The sequence below is a fragment of the Priestia koreensis genome (assembly GCF_022646885.1).
GTDB classification, from domain to species: domain Bacteria; phylum Bacillota; class Bacilli; order Bacillales; family Bacillaceae_H; genus Bacillus_AG; species Bacillus_AG koreensis_A.
Genome location: NZ_CP061868.1, coordinates 2722856 through 2743681, shown reverse-complemented (window position 1 = coordinate 2743681; position 20826 = coordinate 2722856). Strand labels below are relative to the sequence as shown.

At 40.9% G+C, this 20826-nt stretch carries 24 protein-coding genes; 18 read left to right on the top strand and 6 right to left on the bottom strand.

Annotated elements, in window-relative coordinates:
* Positions 1 to 115: 115 nt before the first annotated feature.
* Positions 116 to 1051, bottom strand: coding sequence for a heme o synthase (cyoE, locus tag IE339_RS14335; protein ID WP_242168547.1), 936 nt, complete (start codon positions 1049 to 1051; stop codon positions 116 to 118).
* A 393-nt stretch (positions 1052 to 1444) separates the two neighbouring features.
* Positions 1445 to 2437: a DUF3231 family protein gene (locus IE339_RS14330; protein WP_242168545.1), complete on the bottom strand. Its 993-nt coding sequence runs from the start codon at positions 2435 to 2437 to the stop codon at positions 1445 to 1447.
* Positions 2438 to 3205: 768 nt separating this feature from the next.
* Between IE339_RS14330 and IE339_RS14325 the strand changes: the two genes are divergently transcribed.
* The 11 genes from IE339_RS14325 to IE339_RS14275 all read left to right on the top strand — a co-directional run bounded on the left by IE339_RS14325 (position 3206) and on the right by IE339_RS14275 (position 12075).
* Positions 3206 to 4687, top strand: coding sequence for a glycoside hydrolase family 68 protein (locus IE339_RS14325; RefSeq protein ID WP_242168543.1), 1482 nt, complete (start codon positions 3206 to 3208; stop codon positions 4685 to 4687).
* A 74-nt stretch (positions 4688 to 4761) separates the two neighbouring features.
* Complete coding sequence (locus IE339_RS14320; RefSeq protein ID WP_242168541.1) at positions 4762 to 6351, top strand: glycoside hydrolase family 32 protein; 1590 nt, start codon at positions 4762 to 4764, stop codon at positions 6349 to 6351.
* A gap of 107 nt (positions 6352 to 6458) precedes the next feature.
* Entirely contained in the window at positions 6459 to 6920 is a 462-nt protein-coding gene (locus tag IE339_RS14315; protein WP_242168539.1) for a VOC family protein, read from the top strand.
* Between the two features lie 108 nt (positions 6921 to 7028).
* The gene (locus tag IE339_RS14310) at positions 7029 to 7544 is read left to right on the top strand and encodes a DUF6141 family protein (RefSeq protein WP_242168537.1); all 516 of its coding nucleotides are present in this window, start codon (positions 7029 to 7031) and stop codon (positions 7542 to 7544) included.
* Between the two features lie 88 nt (positions 7545 to 7632).
* A complete protein-coding gene (locus tag IE339_RS14305; RefSeq protein WP_242168535.1) occupies positions 7633 to 8613 on the top strand; it encodes an arsenic resistance protein in 981 nt (326 codons plus the stop codon).
* An 8-nt stretch (positions 8614 to 8621) separates the two neighbouring features.
* Positions 8622 to 9122 (top strand): DUF3916 domain-containing protein, encoded by a 501-nt coding sequence (locus tag IE339_RS14300; protein WP_242168533.1) that lies wholly within the window; start codon positions 8622 to 8624, stop codon positions 9120 to 9122.
* A gap of 106 nt (positions 9123 to 9228) precedes the next feature.
* On the top strand, positions 9229 to 9729 hold the full coding sequence (locus IE339_RS14295) for a DNA topology modulation protein (RefSeq protein ID WP_242168531.1): 501 nt from the start codon (positions 9229 to 9231) through the stop codon (positions 9727 to 9729).
* A 169-nt stretch (positions 9730 to 9898) separates the two neighbouring features.
* Complete coding sequence (locus tag IE339_RS14290; protein WP_053401164.1) at positions 9899 to 10351, top strand: GNAT family N-acetyltransferase; 453 nt, start codon at positions 9899 to 9901, stop codon at positions 10349 to 10351.
* Between the two features lie 79 nt (positions 10352 to 10430).
* Positions 10431 to 10829, top strand: a complete 399-nt coding sequence (locus IE339_RS14285) for an NUDIX hydrolase (protein WP_242168530.1) — start codon at positions 10431 to 10433, stop codon at positions 10827 to 10829.
* 91 nt (positions 10830 to 10920) lie between these two features.
* On the top strand, positions 10921 to 11439 hold the full coding sequence (locus tag IE339_RS14280; RefSeq protein WP_242168527.1) for a DUF2716 domain-containing protein: 519 nt from the start codon (positions 10921 to 10923) through the stop codon (positions 11437 to 11439).
* 6 nt (positions 11440 to 11445) lie between these two features.
* A complete protein-coding gene (locus IE339_RS14275) occupies positions 11446 to 12075 on the top strand; it encodes an immunity protein Imm33 domain-containing protein (protein ID WP_242168525.1) in 630 nt (209 codons plus the stop codon).
* A 51-nt stretch (positions 12076 to 12126) separates the two neighbouring features.
* On the opposite strand, the gene IE339_RS14270 is transcribed toward IE339_RS14275, so the two are convergent.
* Positions 12127 to 12660, bottom strand: a complete 534-nt coding sequence (locus IE339_RS14270) for a dihydrofolate reductase family protein (protein WP_242168524.1) — start codon at positions 12658 to 12660, stop codon at positions 12127 to 12129.
* Positions 12661 to 12913: 253 nt separating this feature from the next.
* Between IE339_RS14270 and IE339_RS14265 the strand changes: the two genes are divergently transcribed.
* The gene (locus tag IE339_RS14265) at positions 12914 to 14404 is read left to right on the top strand and encodes a CoA transferase (protein ID WP_242168522.1); all 1491 of its coding nucleotides are present in this window, start codon (positions 12914 to 12916) and stop codon (positions 14402 to 14404) included.
* 149 nt (positions 14405 to 14553) lie between these two features.
* On the opposite strand, the gene IE339_RS14260 is transcribed toward IE339_RS14265, so the two are convergent.
* Positions 14554 to 14994, bottom strand: coding sequence for a ribonuclease FAU-1 family protein (locus IE339_RS14260; protein WP_242168519.1), 441 nt, complete (start codon positions 14992 to 14994; stop codon positions 14554 to 14556).
* 126 nt (positions 14995 to 15120) lie between these two features.
* Between IE339_RS14260 and IE339_RS14255 the strand changes: the two genes are divergently transcribed.
* From IE339_RS14255 to IE339_RS14245, 3 genes are read left to right on the top strand one after another with little or no spacing between them, the layout of a single operon-like run.
* A complete protein-coding gene (locus IE339_RS14255; RefSeq protein WP_242168517.1) occupies positions 15121 to 15498 on the top strand; it encodes a DUF2332 family protein in 378 nt (125 codons plus the stop codon).
* A gap of 14 nt (positions 15499 to 15512) precedes the next feature.
* Positions 15513 to 16445 carry a hypothetical protein gene (locus tag IE339_RS14250; RefSeq protein ID WP_242168516.1) on the top strand — a complete coding sequence of 311 codons (933 nt, stop codon included), beginning with the start codon at positions 15513 to 15515 and terminating at the stop codon, positions 16443 to 16445.
* Positions 16408 to 16977, top strand: a complete 570-nt coding sequence (locus IE339_RS14245; RefSeq protein WP_242168514.1) for a nucleotidyltransferase family protein — start codon at positions 16408 to 16410, stop codon at positions 16975 to 16977. Before IE339_RS14250 ends, IE339_RS14245 begins: the two co-directional genes overlap by 38 nt.
* A 114-nt stretch (positions 16978 to 17091) precedes the next feature.
* Here the strand turns inward: IE339_RS14245 and IE339_RS14240 are convergent, their stop codons facing one another.
* Complete coding sequence (locus IE339_RS14240) at positions 17092 to 18099, bottom strand: C45 family autoproteolytic acyltransferase/hydrolase (protein WP_242168513.1); 1008 nt, start codon at positions 18097 to 18099, stop codon at positions 17092 to 17094.
* Between the two features lie 87 nt (positions 18100 to 18186).
* Entirely contained in the window at positions 18187 to 18948 is a 762-nt protein-coding gene (locus IE339_RS14235; protein ID WP_242168511.1) for an SDR family oxidoreductase, read from the bottom strand.
* 172 nt (positions 18949 to 19120) lie between these two features.
* Between IE339_RS14235 and IE339_RS14230 the strand changes: the two genes are divergently transcribed.
* From IE339_RS14230 to IE339_RS14220, 3 genes are all read left to right on the top strand, one after another.
* A complete protein-coding gene (locus tag IE339_RS14230) occupies positions 19121 to 19582 on the top strand; it encodes a GNAT family N-acetyltransferase (protein ID WP_242168509.1) in 462 nt (153 codons plus the stop codon).
* 17 nt (positions 19583 to 19599) lie between these two features.
* Positions 19600 to 19911 (top strand): TIGR04104 family putative zinc finger protein, encoded by a 312-nt coding sequence (locus IE339_RS14225; RefSeq protein WP_242168507.1) that lies wholly within the window; start codon positions 19600 to 19602, stop codon positions 19909 to 19911.
* A gap of 64 nt (positions 19912 to 19975) precedes the next feature.
* Entirely contained in the window at positions 19976 to 20653 is a 678-nt protein-coding gene (locus IE339_RS14220; protein WP_242168505.1) for an AlkZ-related protein, read from the top strand.
* Positions 20654 to 20826 lie beyond the last annotated feature (173 nt).

Sequence of the window (20826 nt, the reverse complement as noted above, 5' to 3'; positions counted from 1 at the left end):
GGAAAAGGGAACTCCAAATCAATACGAGGTCCTAAAGATCTACTCTATTGATTAACTCAGGGAACACTACATAAAAAACCCCGCTCGGATCGCCTCCAAGCGGGGTTTTGTTATCTTATAAAAACATTCCAATCAATGAGTACACGATAACCGTTGAGAATAGCGCGGTCATGTGAATGAGTGAGAAAATAAATAATGTTTTTGCCCATTTTTTTGTATCGGCTTTATTGTAAATACGTAAGCTTAGTATTAACCAAATAACACCTAAGATCAGCGCAACAATTGTTAATCCCCAACTTAGTGGAGCCATTAAGAAGCTTGATGCAATCAATAGTACAAGATAAATATTTGTTTGCAGGTATGTTCGCTTCATGCCTTTAACAACTGGTAGCATTGGTACGTTTGCTGCTTTGTACTCATCATATTTACGTAGTGCAATAGCATAGAAGTGAGGCATTTGCCAAATGAGCATAATGAAGAATAATCCCCAAATTGCCGGATGGCTAAGGTCTGGTTTAATAGCTGTCCAACCAATTAATGTTGGAATGGCCCCAGAGATACTGCCGACTTCTGTGTTGTAGATCGTGCGACGTTTTGTCCACATTGTGTATGGGACCACATAGAAGAACATTCCTAAAAAGCCCATTAATGAGGACAGAGGAGATGCAAAATAAAGTGCTCCTAGTCCGACGATCGTCATAATAATGGCCAGCCACATAACCGTTGCTGGCTTAATCGCACCTGTTACGGTAGGGCGATTTTTCGTACGTTCCATGACGGAATCAATGTCGCGGTCATACAGATTGTTGAATGCACATGCTGCACCAATAACGAGTGCCGAACCGATAAATGCTAGAATGATGTTCGGAAGTTTTGGGAGCAAACTGTAATGATACGTATATAAGGCCAGTGTGAGACCTGCGAGCATTGGAATTAAATTTGATTTAATGATTCCGACCTTCACGGTTTGGGAAAGAATGCTGAGCAAGCTTTCTTTTTCCGCTGTAGGCGAATCCTCTACGTTTGTATAAATGTTTGCATTACTTTGCATTAGTACGATATTCCTTTCTCTACTTACAAGATTATCAAACCTTACTATCAGTATACCGAAAATGGGCCGATAATAACACATTCCCTGCTTAAAACTACGTAAGGCATGAAACACTAATTAATTTGCCTATCTAAATAATAACAATTTTAAACGTCATTGCTCACCCATTGAAGCTTATGTTCACAAAAAATACATTTTTGAAGAAAAATTTTCTAGCAAAAAGGGAGTTATTAGGATAATTAACTCTTATAAGTGCGAGCTTGTTGATTGTAACATAGGAAAAAGGCATCGTCAGTTCAATTTTGAATAAAAATGTGACAAATTATAATAGGTAAGAATTTCGTATGTATAAGAGAAAATGATGGAACAGCTTGAAGAAGCTGTTCCATCATTTTATTCTGCAAGCTTTCTTCGATCAGCTGCTTGCGGTGGCTGTTCCATCCAGCCGTTTTCAATCATCATATGCGCTCCGTCTGCCGCATAGTTTATAATCTCCGCGCAAAGGCGTGTATACAACAATCCCAGATCATGACGGGGACTCGATGAGATGGCGGCACCGTATTGTCCAACTGCTGATGCAATGAGGGTAGTAATGTGATACATCATCAATTTATCTGAAAAAGGAGGCTGTTGAGAGTCGGTCACTTCACTAGTGAGAAGGATAGAACCTTCACCTATATAGTCATCATGAAGTTTCTCATTAAACACTTTGAAATGCTTCCCCGCAATTTCTCGCCCGCGGGCAAAAAAATGACGAACCTCTTTTTTCTCTGCTACTTGTGCAAATCCCTGAATAAGAGCTTGACCTAGTGCATTTCGAAGCGAGTTATACCACAGGTTGGCAATTTCTACACCGAGAAGAGGACGACTCTTTTTTAAAAACGATTTGTTTTTGACGAAATCAATACCTCTTGGTGTCGGAAGACTTGGATCATGCGTATAGATCCCTTTTTTCTTCATTAATTTCTTACCCCAATTGTGGAGCTCAATCGTCTCCTGCATAGCCGTTGAATAATAGGCAACAATATCATCTCGACTCGATGTAGACAGTGCGACACTGTAGGCAGTTAGCCCAAACTTTCCCATATTGGCGATGTAGTGTAAGTACAGAACATCAGAAAAAAGGCGGGGTGCCTGTAAATTAACATCTTCTTCTGTAAAGCCTTGGGGTAGCGGATATGTTTCTTCATTGAAAATAGCCGTTACCTTAGCAACGTGGCGCTTTGACATATCTAGGGCAAACTCTAACAGCTTTCGAATTTCCTCATCTTCCACGTGTTCAAGGAAAAACGAAATCCCGCAAGTTGCCATAGAATCGTTTAAATAGGATGTCCAAAGTAAGGATAATTCTGATGCGGTTAATGGATTGTGAGGATTAATGTTCAAGCAAGGACAACCTCCTGTTATTTGTTACTTATAAAATCTCCAAAAAGAATGAGAAATAATCACGAGTAAGTAACTCATATAGCACATTTTGCTTCCAGGCCCTATCTTTTTCCACAAGTAATGAAGGTGGGGCACCAAATTTAGATAAACTTTATTTTTTTAAGAGACTCAGAAGTGCCGTCTTTTCGCTCTTCATAACCCAGCTCACACAATGTACACCGCATGATCGATGTTTAAATATGTGTAACGTAGCATCTTTTTGATAAGTAAAAAGAATCATTCTTCACATAAATAAAACCAGGATGATATTCACCGTTTTTAACATATTGGCTTTACATATGTAACAAGTGTGTAAAATTATTTCTTGTTTTTTCTGCAAATACATCTACTAACAACTACTGTCATAACAAGGGTTGTTTCCGTTTTCGGTTTTTAAAATGAAAGCGTTACATGACTTTTTTGAAAATAGGGGACTTTGAGCGCAGGAAAGGAACACTGTTGGGGGACTTTTCAAACAGATCTAGTTCATTTGATTGAATTGACGTTCTTGTGTCGAACAAGTAATGTTATGGTGTGTTAAGCGGATCACCCCCGTCACAATATCGGGACAAGCCGTTTGGATGCTACACGTACCATTTGTGTTTCCGTCTTTTTATCCTCTTTTTTTGAGGCAAAACAGAACCGGTTCCAAAAAGAACGTGAAGACCGATCGGTAGGGTTTTCTCTACACATACTTACTATATTGTTTGAAAAGGAGAACAAGATCAGATGAAAGCAAACTCAACGAAAGCAACACCATGGAACGTTCTAAGAAAAGCTACGGCTGTAACCTTTACAACGGCATTATTAGTAGGTGGAGGGCTTCAAGCTTCTGCTGCAGGAGCAGGACACGATGCGAAAGATCATAATGATAGCTACGGCGTTTCACATATTACGCGTTATGATATGAAAAAAATTCCTCAGCAGCAACAAAGCGATCAATTCAAAGTGCCTCAATTTGATGAGTCAAAAATTAAAAACATCGCTTCTGCACAAGGAAAAGATAAAGACGGAAATACGATTGATTTAGACGTATGGGACAGCTGGCCGCTGCAAAATGCAGACGGAACAGTGGCTGAATACAAAGGATATGAAATTGTATTCGCACTAGCGGGGGATCCAAAAGATGCGGATGATACGTCTGTTTATATGTTCTATAAGAAAAAAGGCGATAACAACATCGATAACTGGAAAAACGCAGGCCGCGTGTTCAAAGATAGCGATAAATTCGCAAACCCAAATGATCCATTTTTAAAAGATCAAACGCAAGAATGGTCTGGTTCGGCAACGCTAACGAATGACGGAAAAGTGCGTTTATTCTACACGGACTATTCTGGTAAAAACTACGGGAAACAAACGCTCACAACAGCACAAGTAAACGTAACACAGCCTGATAGCAGCACGCTAAAAATTACGGGTGTTGATGATCATAAATCAATCTTTGACGGTGACGGAAAGATCTATCAAAACGTCCAGCAGTACATTGATGAAGGCGCGTATGATTCTGGTGATAACCACACCCTACGTGACCCTCACTATGTAGAAGATAACGGCCACAAATACCTTGTATTCGAAGCAAATACTGGAACGGAAGACGGGTACCAAGGAGAAGAATCTCTGTACAACCGTGCGTATTACGGTGGAAATAATCCATTCTTCCAATCAGAGAAGAAGAGCCTATTAGAAGGTCCTAACAAGGCAAAAGCGGAAAAAGCAAACGGTGCACTAGGAATTATCGAGCTTAATGATGATTACTCGTTGAAAAAAGTCATGAAGCCGCTTATTACATCAAATACGGTGACAGATGAAATTGAACGTGCAAACATCTTCAAAAAAGACGGAAAATGGTATTTATTCACGGATTCTCGTGGAGCAAAAATGACCATTGACGGCGTTGATGAAAAAGACGTATATATGCTTGGGTATGTATCAAATTCATTAACTGGTAAGTATAAGCCGTTAAACGGAACAGGTCTTGTATTAAACATGAACCTAGATCCAAACGACAAAACGTTCACATACTCACACTTTGCGATTCCACAAGCAAATAGTGACAACTTAGTAGTAACAAGCTACATGACAAACCGTGGGTTCTTTAAAGACCACAAATCAACATTCGCACCAAGTTTCTTAGTGAAGCTTGACGGTGACAAAACGTCTGTTGTGAAAAACAGCATTCTTGAACAAGGTCAGTTAACGGAAGATAAGTAAGATTTTCAAACAGAGAAAATGGTGAACCAGTTCACCATTTTCTTTTTATCTAGAGCTAGAAAGAGGTGAACAAAATGACGAAGAAAGTGCTGCTTACCCTCCTCATCATAGTCGCGATCATCGCGGTCGTAGCGATTTTCATCGCGAATAAGGGAGAAAAATCACACTCTAAACCAGCAGATCACCCGAAACAGATTAAAGAGGAAACATCATCAAGCTTTCGACCAAACTATCATTTCAGTACGCCGAAAGAATGGAAGAATGATCCGCAAAAGCCGATTTATTTTGACGGTAAATATCATTATTACTATTTATATAATGGCGATTACTCGAAAAAGGGTGGAGGAACGGAATGGCGACACGCTACATCTGAAGATTTAGTAACGTGGAAAGATGAAGGCGTGGCGATTCCGAAGTTCACGAATGATAACGGTGATATTTGGTCAGGTTCGGTTGTTGAAGATAAAGAAAATACGGCTGGATTCGGTAAAGGTGCGATTATCGCGCTTGTTACGCAACCGTCAGCAGACGGCGGAAAGCAGGAGCAATACTTATGGTACAGCACAGACCGCGGAAAGACATTTAAAGCCTATGAGAAGCCTGTGCTTCCGAACCCAGGCGTTGAGGACTTCCGTGATCCGAAGGTTGTCTGGGACGACCAGCATAATAAATGGGTGATGCTCATGTCAGAAGGAGCCAAAATTGGCTTTTATGAGTCCGACAACTTAAAAGACTGGACATATACAGGTGGATTCCAAACGAACGATATTGGGATTACAGAATGTCCGGATCTGTTCCGCATGCGCGGTGATGATGGTACGGAAAAATGGGTACTCGGTGCGAGTGCGAACGGAAAGGAATCCGGTCAGCCAAATACGTACGCTTACTGGACAGGAGATTTCGATGGGAAGGAATTTACGCCTGATAACGATGAGCCGAAATGGCTTGATCATGGTCTTGACTGGTATGGCGGGGTCACATTTGATGACGGTGAGCAAGACGATAAGCTTGAGAAACGCTATGCCCTTGCGTGGATGAATAACTGGGACTACCCAGATAACACGCCAACGGTAAAAGAAGGCTTTAACGGCGTTGATTCCATTGTTCGGGAACTTCGTCTTAAAAAGCAGGATGACCAATACGTTATCGCATCGAGTCCGATTGAAAAGCTACAGGATTTTGTGTCATCGAAAAATGACATAGGAGATGTAAAAGTAGACGGCTCCAAAACGCTTGATGTGAAAGGCGATTCCTATCAAATTCAAGCGGATGTTTCATTTGAAGAGGCGAAAAACATTGGACTGCGCCTACGAGAATCAGATGATCAAAAACGTCACCTGGATGTGGGCGTTTCAACGGAAGGGAACTATTCCTACGTGAACCGTGGTCAAACCGCTCAGCCTGATGATGAGAAAAAGTATGTAGAAAGTCAGGCTCCATTCCCAGAAGGTAAAAAAGACGTTCATCTCAACATCTTTGTCGATAAAACGAGCGTCGAAGTGTTTGTCGATGACGGTAAGATCGTTCATTCACAGGAAGTATTTCCACCTCTAAACGATCAAAACATTACCTTATTTTCAGACGGTGGTGCAGCAACGTTTAAAAACGTAACCATTCATCATTTTAAAAACGTAAATGACGAAAAGACAGGGAAAGGTGAGTGATCACCTTTCCCTGTCTTACGTCCAAAGACGGATAAAAATTCCATCTAGGAGCCGACGTTAATCATTCAAAAATACCGTATTCTAGAAATAGAAAAGGGGATGAGGAAATGATTAAAGGAATATACGAAGCGCATTTACCGGTAAAGGATTTAACGAGATCGATGGCATTTTATGAAAAGCTCGGACTAAAATTTGCTTGGAGAGATGATGAGACTGCCTTCTTCTGGATTGAAGAAGGCAAGAGCTGGTTAGGATTATGGGAGGGAGAAGAACATAAAATTCCGTACCACCCATCACTACAGCACATCGCATTTCAAGTCGATTATGAAGATATGAAAAACTCACTAAACTGGCTAGAAAGCCTTGATATTGAAGCCGTTCCTTTTGGAAGCAGAACGTCTGTTGAACCATTTGTACGCCCTCATCAAGGAAATGCGTCCATCTACTTTAAAGACCCAGATGGAAACAGCTTAGAGCTCATGAGCTTTGTGGATGTGCCGGAGAAATGGAAACGTGTATCCGATAAAAAATCCATTGAAGAATGGGACGAAATCATAAAAAACAAATAGAGACTACTAAAAGCACCGTTTATCACACGGTGCTTTTTTATAAGGATTTATTTTTCACATTATCATCACGTATAATAGAAGATGAATTAAAAAAGAGGAGGAATTTACGTGAGCAAAAAAGCAAACGTACGTTACCGAGAAATTCAGCGTCCTCGAACGCTTTTGTTATGGGTACCGATGCTCGCGGTTGCCTTGTTGATGTGGTATGCCTTTATTCAGCAAGTATTCTTTGGAAATAAAGTTGGCACAAATCCCGCTTCTGATGGCACGTTGATCATTCTATGGGTTGTTTTTGGGATTATCTTTCCCGTCGTTTTTCTTGGCCTTCTGAAGTTGGTCACTGAAGTTCGTGATGATGGTCTTTATATACGATACGTCCCGTTTCACGGTCAGTATAAAGTTTTTTTGTTTTCAGAGATCACATCTTATAAAGCCATCACCTATAGTCCGTTAAAGCGATTTGGTGGGTGGGGAATTCGATTTAATCTTCAGAACGAAATAGCCTACAATATGAGTGGGAAAAGCGGAATAGAAGTACAATTTCAGCATCATACGATCGTGATCGGCACAAGGCATCCAGACGAGCTGAAAAAAGCGCTTGACGCTGCTTATCAGGAAAAGTAGCCTCGAGGCTGGAGAAAAGTCAGCTACAATGAAGAAGAAAAGCGCATGAATGTGTTAAAGAGATTTGAAATGAGGGATATAGTTATCCATGATTACATCTAGAGAGCGCTTAGAGAATAATCAAATTTGGGTTTACGGTGTTGCACTAATTATTGGAGCCATTATGGGACTCTCCAGCAAGCCATTCGGTGAAAGCCTGCATTGGACGATTTCACCGCTCATTGCCATTTTAATGTACGGCATGTTTGCGCAAATACCGTTTTTAAAACTGCGTGAGGCAATGTCAAACGTAAAATTTATTGCGGCTTTGCTCATTGGAAACTTCCTACTCGTTCCAATTATCGTGTGGGTGTTAACGAGTATTTTTTCGCAAACTCCGCCTGTTTTAGTAGGCGTATGCCTCGTGCTACTCACTCCATGTATTGACTACGTCATCGTCTTTACTCAGCTTGGAAAAGGAAATGAGAAATTAATGCTTGCCTCAACGCCTATTTTATTTGTTGTTCAAATGCTTTTATTGCCCGTTTATTTATGGTTGTTTATTGGCGAGAAAATGGTCGGAATTGTGCAAGTAGCACCTTTTGTCGAAGCGTTTCTCGTTTTAATCGTAGCACCGCTCGCCGTAGCCGTTCTCACACAGCTATGGGTGAAAAAGGCAGCCGCAGGAAACAAGGTTTTAGACTTTACTGCATGGCTCCCGGTACCATTTATGGCACTTGTATTAATCGCCGTTGTGGCTTCACAAATTCATAAAGTATACAGCGATTTTTACATCATCGTCCACGTCATACCCATTTATGTTTTGTTTTTAGTGATCATGCCTTTTTTATCGCGGCTTCTTGTACGGATATTCAAATTAGACGTAGGTGCAGGTCGAGCATTAATTTTTAGTACCGCAACGAGAAACTCACTTGTTGTACTACCGCTCGCACTAGCACTACCAGACAAATGGTCGACAATAGCTGGAGCAGTCATCGTGACGCAAACGATCGTCGAGCTTGTCGGTGAACTCGTCTACATTGGGATTGTTCCAAGATTTGTGATGAAAGATAACGATCAGATGAAATGAGGATAAAGATGAGAGAAAAGAAAATGCGGGGCATAAACCGCAAAACAACTATACTGCTAGAGAGAATTAAGGCGTATACAGAGACATTTCCGACAGATTTTTATCATGGGTATTGGCACTTACACCTTCCTGCTTCACAAGCATTTATTGATTCTCCCCAAACACCCGAAAAAGCAAAGAGAGCGTGCATACAAGCGCTAGTAGATCAAGCAGAGCACTTAGTTCGACTAAAGCCATCAAAGAATTACCGAGTGGTGGCACTGATTACAAGCCCTGAATTATGGGGTTCGCAAATCATTGTTTTTAAAGGTGATGATTATTTTACGCGATTTTTTGACCGAAACAGCGACGATCAGAAATGGGTGCCTCTACCTAAAAGCCGAAACCTTCAAACAGAGAAAAACCTACTCATCCCGAGCTATTTCAATGTATCCGGTGTAACGGAAATGATAATAGACGAAGACGGCACAGAGGAAAATGAAATTTGGTTTGTGGGAGAATTGAAGTAAAAGAGAAACAGATTTCTTTTGATAAGGAGTCTGTTTTTTTATTTTCATCTAAAATGCTATACTATCAATATGGTAAAAAATCCAAGTTGGAAGAGGCGTTAAATAGATGAAGCGAATTATGTTAATTGGATCAGGTGGTTCAGGAAAGTCTACGCTCGCAAGGGAGCTTGGAGAAAAATTAAACATTCCCGTTTATCATCTCGATGCGCTCTTTTGGAAGCCGAATTGGGTTGGAGTGGAGAAGGACGAGCAGCAAAAAGTGCAGGAATCATTAGTGCAAAAGTCAGCATGGATTATTGATGGAAATTATAGCGGAACGATGGACATTCGCCTTGAGGCTGCGGATACAATTATTTTCCTAGACATTCCGCGCACGGTTTGTACATATCGTGCGCTAAAACGAATGATTACCTATCGTAACCGAAGGAGACCTGATATGGGTGAAGGGTGCGAAGAACGCTTTGATATAGGATTTTTAAAATGGGTATGGTCGTATCCAAAAGAAAAACGTCCCGGTATTTTGAAGAAGCTTCAGCAACTTCAGCACAAGCAGATCATCCAGTTACGATCTCCAAAACAGGTGAAAACATTTTTAGAAACGATGTAGGGATGATGGGAGCAATCTATTATTCTCTAGCCGATTTTCTGCAAGCGGAAGAGAATAAATAAGAGCGATCCGGTGCTTTTTTTCCTAAAATATGAAATTACGTAACCATTCCGGTGCAAAATAATGTGAAATATCGTACAATATAGAAAAATAACAACGGAGGGGTAGTATGATTATTAGACCTTTAACAGCAGAAGAACCATCACCTATGAATTTACTTTTACTAGCTGATCCTTCTGAAAAGATCGTTCGAGAATATTTGGAGCTTGGAAAATGCTTTGTTGGGGAATACGAGGGAGAAGTAGTAGGAGTGTACGTGCTACTACCAACAAGACCTGAAACGGTTGAACTTGTGAATGTCGCCGTTGCGCGCGATCATCAAAGCAAAGGTTTTGGCGCACAGCTTGTGAAGCATGCGATTGAAACGGCAAAAGTAGATAACTATAAACGAATGGAAATTGGCACAGGAAACTCTAGTATTGGGCAGCTTGCGCTTTATCAAAAATGCGGATTCCGTATAACAGGGATTGATCGGGATTTTTATTTGCGTCATTACGACCAAGAAATTTTTGAGGATGGCATTCAGTGCTGTGACATGATTCGCTTATCGCAAAACTTGTAAGCGCTCTATCTAGTAGTCTCGCAGCATGTAAATCATACATAGAAACTGAGCGATCGATCAGAAAGCGAGGCTTAATTTAATGAGGCGAGACAGAGCCGGCGTAATCATCCGAGAAAATGAAAGAATTCTTCTCATAAAACGGGTGAAGAATCATGAGCTGTATTACGTTTTTCCAGGCGGGGGAATTGAACAAGGCGAAACTCCCCAAGAAGCAGCGAAAAGAGAAGCGTATGAAGAGCTTGGTGTTCACGTTGAAGTAAGTGATTGCCTTATCTACACAAGTAATGGTAGTGTGCAGTATTATTTTGTTAGTTGCATACTAGGAGGAGAACTTGGGACGGGTAGTGGAGCCGAATTTAGCGAACCGAAACGCGGTACATATGAATTCGTTTGGAAGACGATGAGGGAGCTGGTGGAGATCGACGTTCGACCAGTAGAAATGGTGGGGAAGTTGGTTTCTTATAGTAGGCAAGAGTAAAAAAACGGACATATTCGTTTAGGAGTATGTCCGTTTTTTGATATCTGCTTTTTAATGGAAAATTTCTAACTGAAATGAGAGGAATGAGCGAATGGATAATTGGATTCCCTTCACTGAACAGGAGCAGGATGTTGTTTGGGAAGTCATTGATAAAATGCTGAAATTTAGTCCTAGTATACGTCGATTTCCAGGCTTGAAGGTACCCCGTCCTTTTATAACATATGATGTTTCAGGCTATTTTGAAGGAACGATGGGGGAAGGAGCTTATGAAGATTTAGAAGAGAAATCACTAACCGTCTTTCAGAAGCTAACAGATCCTGACGAATATATATATGCCTTAGATTGGCAGCATGAGTGCTATTGGTTAAATTCCCATCTACCCCTTGAACGAGATGAATGGGGAGAGTGGATAGTTCCCATCTTTCCGGACGGGGACTATTATTTCTTCATCGAAAAAGATTTTAAGTGGGGATTTTTAGGTCATCCGTGGGAACGAAGTATTACCATATTTGGTGAAGAGGTTTTGCGTTGTTTTGAAAAGAACAAGCCTATCATGTTCCAAAAAATTTTGCGCCAGTCTCCTAATAAAATTAATAAGAAAAAGAGGTGAGTCAATATGAACTGGTTTTTAGACAATGCACGAGAAGCAAACAAAAAAGCACCGTATACCTTTTACATTCCGAGTGAAGAGGTAATTCGTCAGCTCAGCGTAGGAGATCTTGTGAAATTAATTTTCGTTACCAAAGAACCAAGTGAAGATGGGATGCGAGCAGAACGGATGTGGGTTGAAATTACATCAATCGAAGGAACCCATTTTATTGGTAGGCTTGATAACGAACCGTATCATTTAGACATCGCACCGAATACTGTCATTACGTTTAATCGAGAGCATATTTGCAGCACAGAGCACGATGACCCCGCAAATGAAAAATGGGACTTTTATTTTGATACGCTTGTCACGGTAAGTAAAGACGTACTAGATCGAAGAGAAGTAAACTTTATGCTTCGCGATGAGCCTCACGAAGAAGGGGATTCAGGATGGTCTCTTTTAAGCGGCTATGAGGATGATGATTACCTAGCTGACCACAACAATTTCCAAATCGTCTCACTCGGGGTTGTACTCAATATGGATGATACCATATTGGATTTTTTTCATGATCCGCCGCTTTGCGCCTATGAACGGGATGAGCAAGGCAACTTTTATAAAATAAAGGACTATGATTGGGATCAGTACTTAAATAACTAGCAAAAACCACGCCTTCGTAAGCGTGGTTTTTGCATATTTTAGACGTTTTCTTTATTTTTGAACTTCATAATGCAACTCAACAAATTGGTTGAAGTTTCTCATGGTCTTTAACGAGAGGTTTAATTGATAATCTCCCTCTTTAAATAATGGAATACCTTTTCCGAGTATAGCTGGAGCAACTGTAATAATAAGTTCATCCACTAAGTTTTCTTTTAGAAAGAAATGAAGTAATTCTCCTCCACCAACAATCCATATGTTTTTCCCATCTTGCCTTTTTAGTTTGTCGGCGAAAGTAGTAAGATCTTCATTTATAAACGTTACATTCTTAGTATTTTCCGTAGAAGACCTTGTAAACACATAACATGCTTTGTTTTCGTATGGGAACTCCTTGAAGTCTTGATTCATAATCCAGTCGTACGTTTTTTTACCCATTACAACCGTATCTACGGTACTATAAAATTCTGAATAGCCGTTATCTCCCTCTCCTTCGACATCATAAAGCCAGTCTAGAGACTCATCTTTTGTCGCAATATACCCGTCTAAACTCGAAGCAATAAATAATACCACATTTCGTTTTTTACTCATATCATCACATTCTCCTCAATCGAATAAATGTTCTACTAGTTTATTTTTATCATAATTGAAGGTAAACTCCAAAAAAATATGGACTAAAATCCTTCCCACATTATCCATGCCATCCTTATTGTCTATTAAACATTGATGATCCCACAAAATTTTTCTAGAAAATGCAATAATAGCTCCTTTGAAACGGGTAACCTGTATATAGAAACAAATAGTCATCATTCTAATTCAGTACAGCCGAAAGGGGAATGCAACGATGAGCAATAGAGAATTAACAGATATGTTGAATGACGCCTACCATAACCCTATTAAAGAGGACGACGGCTTTGACATCTATAAAGAGCTTGAAAAAGTACTAGCGGATGTCGGGTTATCTCCAGAGGATGCTGGAGGAAACATTTCCTTTTACGGAAAAGATCCGATTGCACCCAGTACGCTTCGCCTTGCATCAGCAGCAGGAATTGCCTTAGTGGCCAAATCCGTTGCCGTTGCTAAACTGTGGAGAGGAAAAGGTGGAAAAGGACAAGACATTCATATGGACCTACGTAAAGCGCTTCGACGTCTATCACCTTTCTATGATAAAAAGTGGGAGCGAATAAATGGTTATGCGCCAGGAAAAGCGAATGATCCATATAATCCGTTAAACTTTACCTTTTATAAAACGCGGGACGGAAAGTGGGTTATGCCACTAAATCCATATCCTCGATCTAAAAACGAAGCGTTAAAACTGTTAAACTGCACGGAAGATAAATCAGCCGTGGCTCATGCTATTATGCAATGGGACTCAGCTGAACTTGAAAAAACAGCTTCCGAGCGCGGAGTTATTATGCCTGTGGTTCGCACATTAGAAGAATTTATGAAAGAGCCTGTGTATGACGTCATTTCAAAACTTCCGCTCATTCAGATTGAAAAAATTGGAGAAAGCGATCCTGAACCGATTCCAGATGGTGCAGAATCTCCGCTTGATGGAATCCGTGCTTTAGGTCTTGGACATGTTATTGCAGGTGCTGGAATGGGTCGAGCACTTGCGTTGCACGGTGCAGATGTATTGAACGTATGGAGACCGACCGATTGGGAGCACGACATGGTATATTACACGTCTAATGTCGGAATGCGCTCGACAACTCTTGATCTTAATAACGTTGAAGGAAAACAAAAAATGAACGATCTGCTTGCTGATGCAGACATTTTCTTTGCCAATCGACGCTACGGTTTTCTGGAACAATACAGTCTAACAGCTGAAGACGCGGCGCAAATTCGACCAGGCATCATTCACTGTACGGTTAATCTCCACGGAACAGAAGGGCCGTGGGCAAATCGAAATGGATTTGATCAAACGGCAGGGTGTGTGACAGGGGTGATGGCATTAGAAGGTTCTTCCGATAATCCGAAGTTACCACCAATCTCTATCGTGAATGATTATGCCATTTCGTGGCTGCTTGAAGTAGGCGCACTCGTTGCGCTTGAGCGACGTGCTCGAGAAGGTGGAAGCTATCGTGTGAGCATCTCATTGGATCGAGTTTCATTATGGATTATGTCAATGGGGATTTTTGATAAACAGTATGTAGCACAAACGGCAGGTAAAACAGAAGAGCATGAATTTGTTGCGCCAGATCTGTTTACAGCTGAAACGCCATGTGGCATTTACCGAGGGGTAACAGACCAAGTTCAAATGTCTGAAACACCTGGTGAATATAAAACGGTTCTTGTTCCAAGAGGGTCGTGTCGTCCAGAATGGCTGTCCTAAGCAAAAGAGTGGCTTATTATGACGAGCGAGGATCACTTCTAAAACGATCCTCGCTCGTTTTATGTCAATTTCGGTTTTAAGTCATTCAGATGTTGGTTTACTAGTTGAAGGGATGGTAGCTGTTGATGCTGTAGAGCATGTAAAATGGCCTATTGTTCTTTCCAGGCTAAATCATAAAGAGGTTGATCAATAATACCTCGCTCAAGTTCCTCAATGTCAACCTCAACAATCGTTCCGGATGCAAGCATGACGACGTCTAAGAAAAGATCATCCCAGTAAGGAATACCATTTTCCACAGAGCTGTCCTTGCATATATCGATGTAAGACTGCACAAATTCGCCTCGTTCGTTAAAAGTAGTCGTAATGGTGTGATTCTGACCCTGTGGAAATTGTTGAAGCCACATGTAGCCATCATCAACAATTTTAATCTGCTCCTCGCCGTACGGAACGGTCAGCGTATTCGCTGCCTTTACCATATGAAGCAACGTCACGTATCCTGTAAACGCTTCTGTGTCAATATATTCTTGGACATATCGTCTTTCTAAGATGCGTTGCCAATCAGCACGATCTCCGTACCGTCTTTTAATCATACGATCCCATCCAAATTATGTATAAAATAACGCCCTTCATTTTACCATATAATTCAAGTTTGATTGAACGAATTTTCCGTCGATAGTATAATAGAAGAACGTGGATTAGAAGGGGGAGTAAAAGATATGAGTGCTACTACGGAGGAACTTGAACGGCTAAGACAAACGTTTCAAACATTTGCAGAAGCAGAGTGTAAAGGATCAAGTGCACTTTATCAAACGCTTTCTCGTCAAATTGCCAAAGACGATGAGTTACTACAGCTTGCCTCCTACTGTAGGTCAGGACAGCCCATCCCGAACCTTTTTCTGGGCGCTGTACATTATTTGCTGTTGCAAGGAATAGATCATCCGCTAAAAGCGGTGTATCCAAGTCTTACACGCGACGTTGCTAACACACGAGAAGCGTTTTCATTATTTAAGAGCTTTTGTAAGTGTTATGAGACAGATATGACATACATTCTCCAAACAGAAGGTCACGGGCGGTGGTTTGAGTGGAAATTATGAACAGGTGGGATACAATGAAAATAACCATTCAACCGACAGAAGACGTGTTACAATCATGGATAAAAAACTATGTACCGACGGTCGATTTGTTTTTTATTTATGAAGATGACTTAACCTTATTTCAAGACTACTTGCAGTCTGTGCTTGTATTACCGAAAAAGGAATTTCAGCAGCACTCCTCCTATCAAAATATCCAATTAGTGAACAGCTATGAGTATTGGAGCATTAAAGATGACTATGAGTATGTCATTGTTGCCCAACCAGAGTGGGTCACTAAACTGACGAATCAAAAGAAAAAACAGCTGTTTGCAAGGCAATACGAATTGCAGCGTGGGCTAATTTTCCCCCTCGCTAGTTTTCCAAATAAAGAGGAAGTACCCATTCATTATCTAGCAGGGATTGAATCAAAGGTTGTCGTTGTTCAAGCCTATATGTGGCAAGAACTATCAACAGAAACAAGAAAAGAAGTACTGCGTTTATACGCAAAAGAATGGGAGAGCGACAGCAGTCAGCTAGCTCCTGACACTATTCATCCATCTCTAGGAAAATACGTGAATACATTCCCAGCAGACAGTGGGAGTAACTGCTTATCGACCGTTCTATTTGCCGTTACCAAGCAAGAATGGATCTTAACGGAGTGGGTTCATCAAGAAACGTTACGATGCGGCCTACAGATGGCAGGCTACGAACAAATACATACAGAAACGTTTCAAGAAGGAGACGTCATTACTTTTTTAGATGATCATGGAACGATTCAGCATGCTTCTTATTGCTTTGGAAATCAGTTGTTTTTTAACAAAAATGGCCAAACAATTTTTAATCCTTGGAAAGTCGTTCATTTGGACGAGCTATCTAAAGACTGGGGACGATATAAAATGGTCATTTATCGTGTAACGGAGGAGAGTTTTAATGCTAAGAACGAGGCAGGACATTACGAATCTTATTAAAGAGGACGAGTGGATGATGGAGATTCTACGGGGAGCTGCGGCATTAAATCTTCCTGACTGGTGGGTGTGCGCTGGTTTCATCCGCTCCAAAGTGTGGGATACGTTGCATGATTACGAGGAGCGAACACCAATGCCAGACGTTGATGTCGTGTATTTTGACCCAGAAGAAATTGACGAAGCATTCGAAAAGGAGCTCGAACAACGTTTGCGAGAAATCAATCCCTCTATACCATGGTCTGTGAAAAACGAAGCACGAATGCATACGGTGAATGGTCTTGCGCCTTACACATCGACTGTAGATGCCATTTCAAAATTTCCTGAAACCGCTACGGCTTTTGGCGTAACGTTAGATGAGGGAGGGGAGATTAAGCTTGCGGCCCCCTGTGGAGTGGAAGACCTTTTGACAATGACGCTTGCACCTACTTCTTACTTTAAAAAAGATAAAAACAGGCTACAGCTTTATGAAAACCGAGTTAAACAGAAAAATTGGTCGGAAATTTGGCCGAAAGTAACCATTTTAACTAGGTGGTGAGGAATTCCTCAGGATAACCCCAGATCAGAAGGTATCCACAATCGCAATGATAGAAAAAACGCTATTGATGTTGAACATCAGCAGCGTCTTTTTCTTTCCATGCTTTCTATAAATCTACTTAATCATTCCTTCAAAAAACGTCGCATCTAGATCATGTCCGTCTACCCATTCGCGGAACGAAAAGGGTGTCGCTTTTCCTCGTGCAAGCGCTGTGATGATTTGCTGATCACGAAATGAATAACCAAATGTATGCATCGTACCAAATAATTGCTCATAATCCGTGTAAAACAAAGGTGAATCCTCGTCGCTAAATGCGTGAAATAATTCTTTAAACGATTGGTTATTTCCTAAACTATGAATATATCCGTTTCGTTTTGTTGATCCTTGCGTAGCTTGACGATTTTTGCTGCTCATCTCTTCTTGCTGAAAGTGATTTACACAGGAAAGAATCGGTACTCCTTCGCGCGCCATGACGAGGGAAGGGCTTGCCTCAACGGCAGCCGTATGCCCATTTTGATCACCGACAGAAAAATTGTAGCACGTGGAATGAGGTATTTCTTTTAGTAGCCTAATCGCCTCATCTGTTGAACGGCATTGTTCTAGCACCATTCTTACACTCGTCCACGCCGCTATTCCTTGCTGTGTTTCCTTATTGTTTACGAAATGAAGACCAATGGCTAATCCGTGTTCGTTTACTCCTTCATGTCGACCAATCAGCTGAAGGTTATAGCCACATGATGCGTAACCTTGGTCTGGTTGGATCAGGGAAAAAATCCCGTCGTATAGTTGGGGTGAAAAATCGTAATTTCGCATATAATAGAGGCTGTTTACGAATGCAGAGCAGCCCATTTCGGGAAGAGTCGGAACGTCATAACCGCTAAAAAGCGCGGCCGCTTGCTCATATGGGATCTCCAGGCCGTCCGCTATTCCTTTTAGCTCATCAATGAGTTGAGGAGAGAAGCTTTTAAAGACGGCTTCCATTTCTGATAGAGTAATAGCGGATTTTGTGACGGAGGCAAACGTCGCAAAAAGCGGTGAATTTTTAATAGCTTTCCCAAGCGTGACGCCTATCTCATAAGAACTTGCTCGTTGTTGAACGACATTTACGATAAATTTTGACATTGTCTGTACACCTTTCATTCCAAAATAAAAAGCCAACTTATGGTTAATTTTAACACAAGTTGGCTTTTAGCTTTGATCGTAGACGTATTAAAAATCAGGGTTTTTCGATAAAAAGTTGTTCCATGCGGTTTTCATTCCTTGTTCTGTCTCGTCTTTTGAAGCATGAAGACGTTCTTCCGTTCCGCCGTAGCCTATTTCTAGTTTCTGTGCTTCGAGCCCTGCAAAAATTCCTTTTGTAAAATCATCGAGCGAGGCTCCGAACGTATGAAGACCAACACCACCCAAGTCCGTGTTTACGGCAGGGGGAAGGACTTCAATCACTTCCACACTCGTCTCTGCCAACTGCTCACGAAGTGTTAGAGAGAAGGAGTGCATCGCTGCTTTTGTCGCGCTATAGATAGGTACCCAAACGCCTGGCTGAATTGCTAAACCTGACGTGACGTTCATAATGACCGCGTGTTCTTTTTCTTTAAAATGTGGCACGCAAAGCATGGACAAATGCACCGGTCCTTCAATATTAATAGCCAGTTCCTTCTGATAGTAGGACCAATCATTTTTAGCATGCAGAAGGTTTACGCGCTGTTGAATACCTGCATTGTTCACAAGGACATTAAAACCTGGAAATTCCTCTGTCACAGAGCGGATGAGTTCTATTCGCTCTGCCTCTTTGGAAACATCGGCAACACGTGTGTGAAGAGAAGGGAATTTCTCTTTCGCCTCTGCCAATTTTTCTGCACGTCTTCCGACGATAATAACCGTATTGTCACGCGTTAGAAACTGCTCTGCGAATGCAAGGCCAATCCCTGAGGCACCGCCCGTAATTAAAATCGTATTTCCTGATAACTTCATTTTTACACAACCTTTCAATTTTACTTCCATAGCGTACACCATTCATCATAATGACATGTACAAATATGATGCTTTTTTCCCTTTTTCATCCATTTATGAAACTTCTACCCTGTTTATTCGTATAAACTAGAAGAGAGGTTATTCAGTTCTTTTTTAACGGAGGGCCTTAACGATGAATATTAAGCTAAAATCAATTACGAGACAAAATTGGGAAGACGCAATTGCACTTCAAGTAGAGAAGGGGCAGCAAGGCTTCGTTCCTAGCGTCGCCGTCTCTCTTGCAAAAACATATGTAAAGCCTGACGGTGATCACATCACTTACGTTCCATTTGCAATTTATAATAAAGAAAAGATGGTAGGGTTTGTGATGCATGCGTATGAACCAGGTAGTACAAACATGTATTGGATTAACGGGTTTTTGATTGATTCCGCTTACCAAGGAAAAGGATACGGAAAGGTAGCTATCTTAGCGCTTATCGAATGGATACGAACTAGCTTTCCACTGTGCGAAGAAATTCGTTTAACGGTGTATGATGATAATCAAAAAGCGACGCGTCTTTATAAATCCATCGGCTTTCAAGAAACAGAGCACTATTACGATGATGAACGGGTATGGTTTTACAGAGTTACTTAAATAAGGAGTGGGAAAATATGCAAAAATGTACGTGCTGTGGACAATCATTTTCGTGGAAAGAAGTATGTAAAGCTAGCGCATTTCTATACTCACCGTTAACATGCAAAAATTGTGGAACAGAACATACGATTACAGTATGGACCCGATTACTGATGGGCTTATTTATCTCGATTCCCATGACGAGTATTATTTTTTTCCTTGATCGCTATCATCTCTCCATTGGCTACCAGATCATTTCTATTTTTCTTTATCTTGTACTTATCACGCTGTTCTTTCCGTATCTTGCTCGCTATAAACGCTCTAAAAATAATACGAACGAACATTCGTGAATAAAGAGGATTTATCAAACATCTCCCGAAATATTTGTTATATACGAATGAAGGAGACAACGAAATGAACGATAACTTAATTAATACGTATGAAGAGGCAAAACAAGTAGTAAGCGAACTCGGTTTCTTACCGCTTGCTCCACTTTTTCCAGAGTTTCCGTCCTTACAAAGCATAACAAATCGAGAGTGTTGGTACACGGATGAACCAAATGATCCGTGGACGTGGAGAACGAAATTTGCAGCAGACGGGGTTGCCGCCTACGGAAAGTTTCTGAAAAAGAAGTCCGTTCTTATTTCAAAAGAGCTTTTCCCACTCGTTCAAGTCCTTCTTGGAAGCGAAGATTCACTAAGAAAGCGTTATGAGAATGGAAATCTCTCAAAAGAAGCGCTTCAGCTTTTTGAAATTATTGAAGCTAATGAAGGCATTGACACAAGGTTGCTTCGCACACAAGCGGAAATAAGAGAAAAAGAGAAGAAGAAACCTTTTGATCAAGCGTTAGTGGAGCTTCAAGGAAACATAGATATTGTCGTTTCAGGTATTAAAGAAAAACACAATGAGCTAGTGGAAAAGAAGAGCTGGAGTAGCACGTCATTTGAAACAATGACACACTGGGTGCAAAAAAACAGAGTAGAAACGTTTCGTGGTACAAAAAAAGAAGCAAAAGAGCTTCTTTATACACACTTTTCAGCTGTCACTACACCGCCAGCCTTTGCAAAATTTAAAAAGCTTTTTGCGTTATAAAAAATAATTATCTGAGTATTTAGACATATTTGTTATATTGGTTCACATGCCTTATGACACACAAATTCCTCTTCCTTCCAATTTATTAATAGGTCTTCTATCGAATATATTTCGACTATCGAATCGCTTACAATAAAAATAGGAAGATTACTAGAATAGAAGATTCCGTTAAG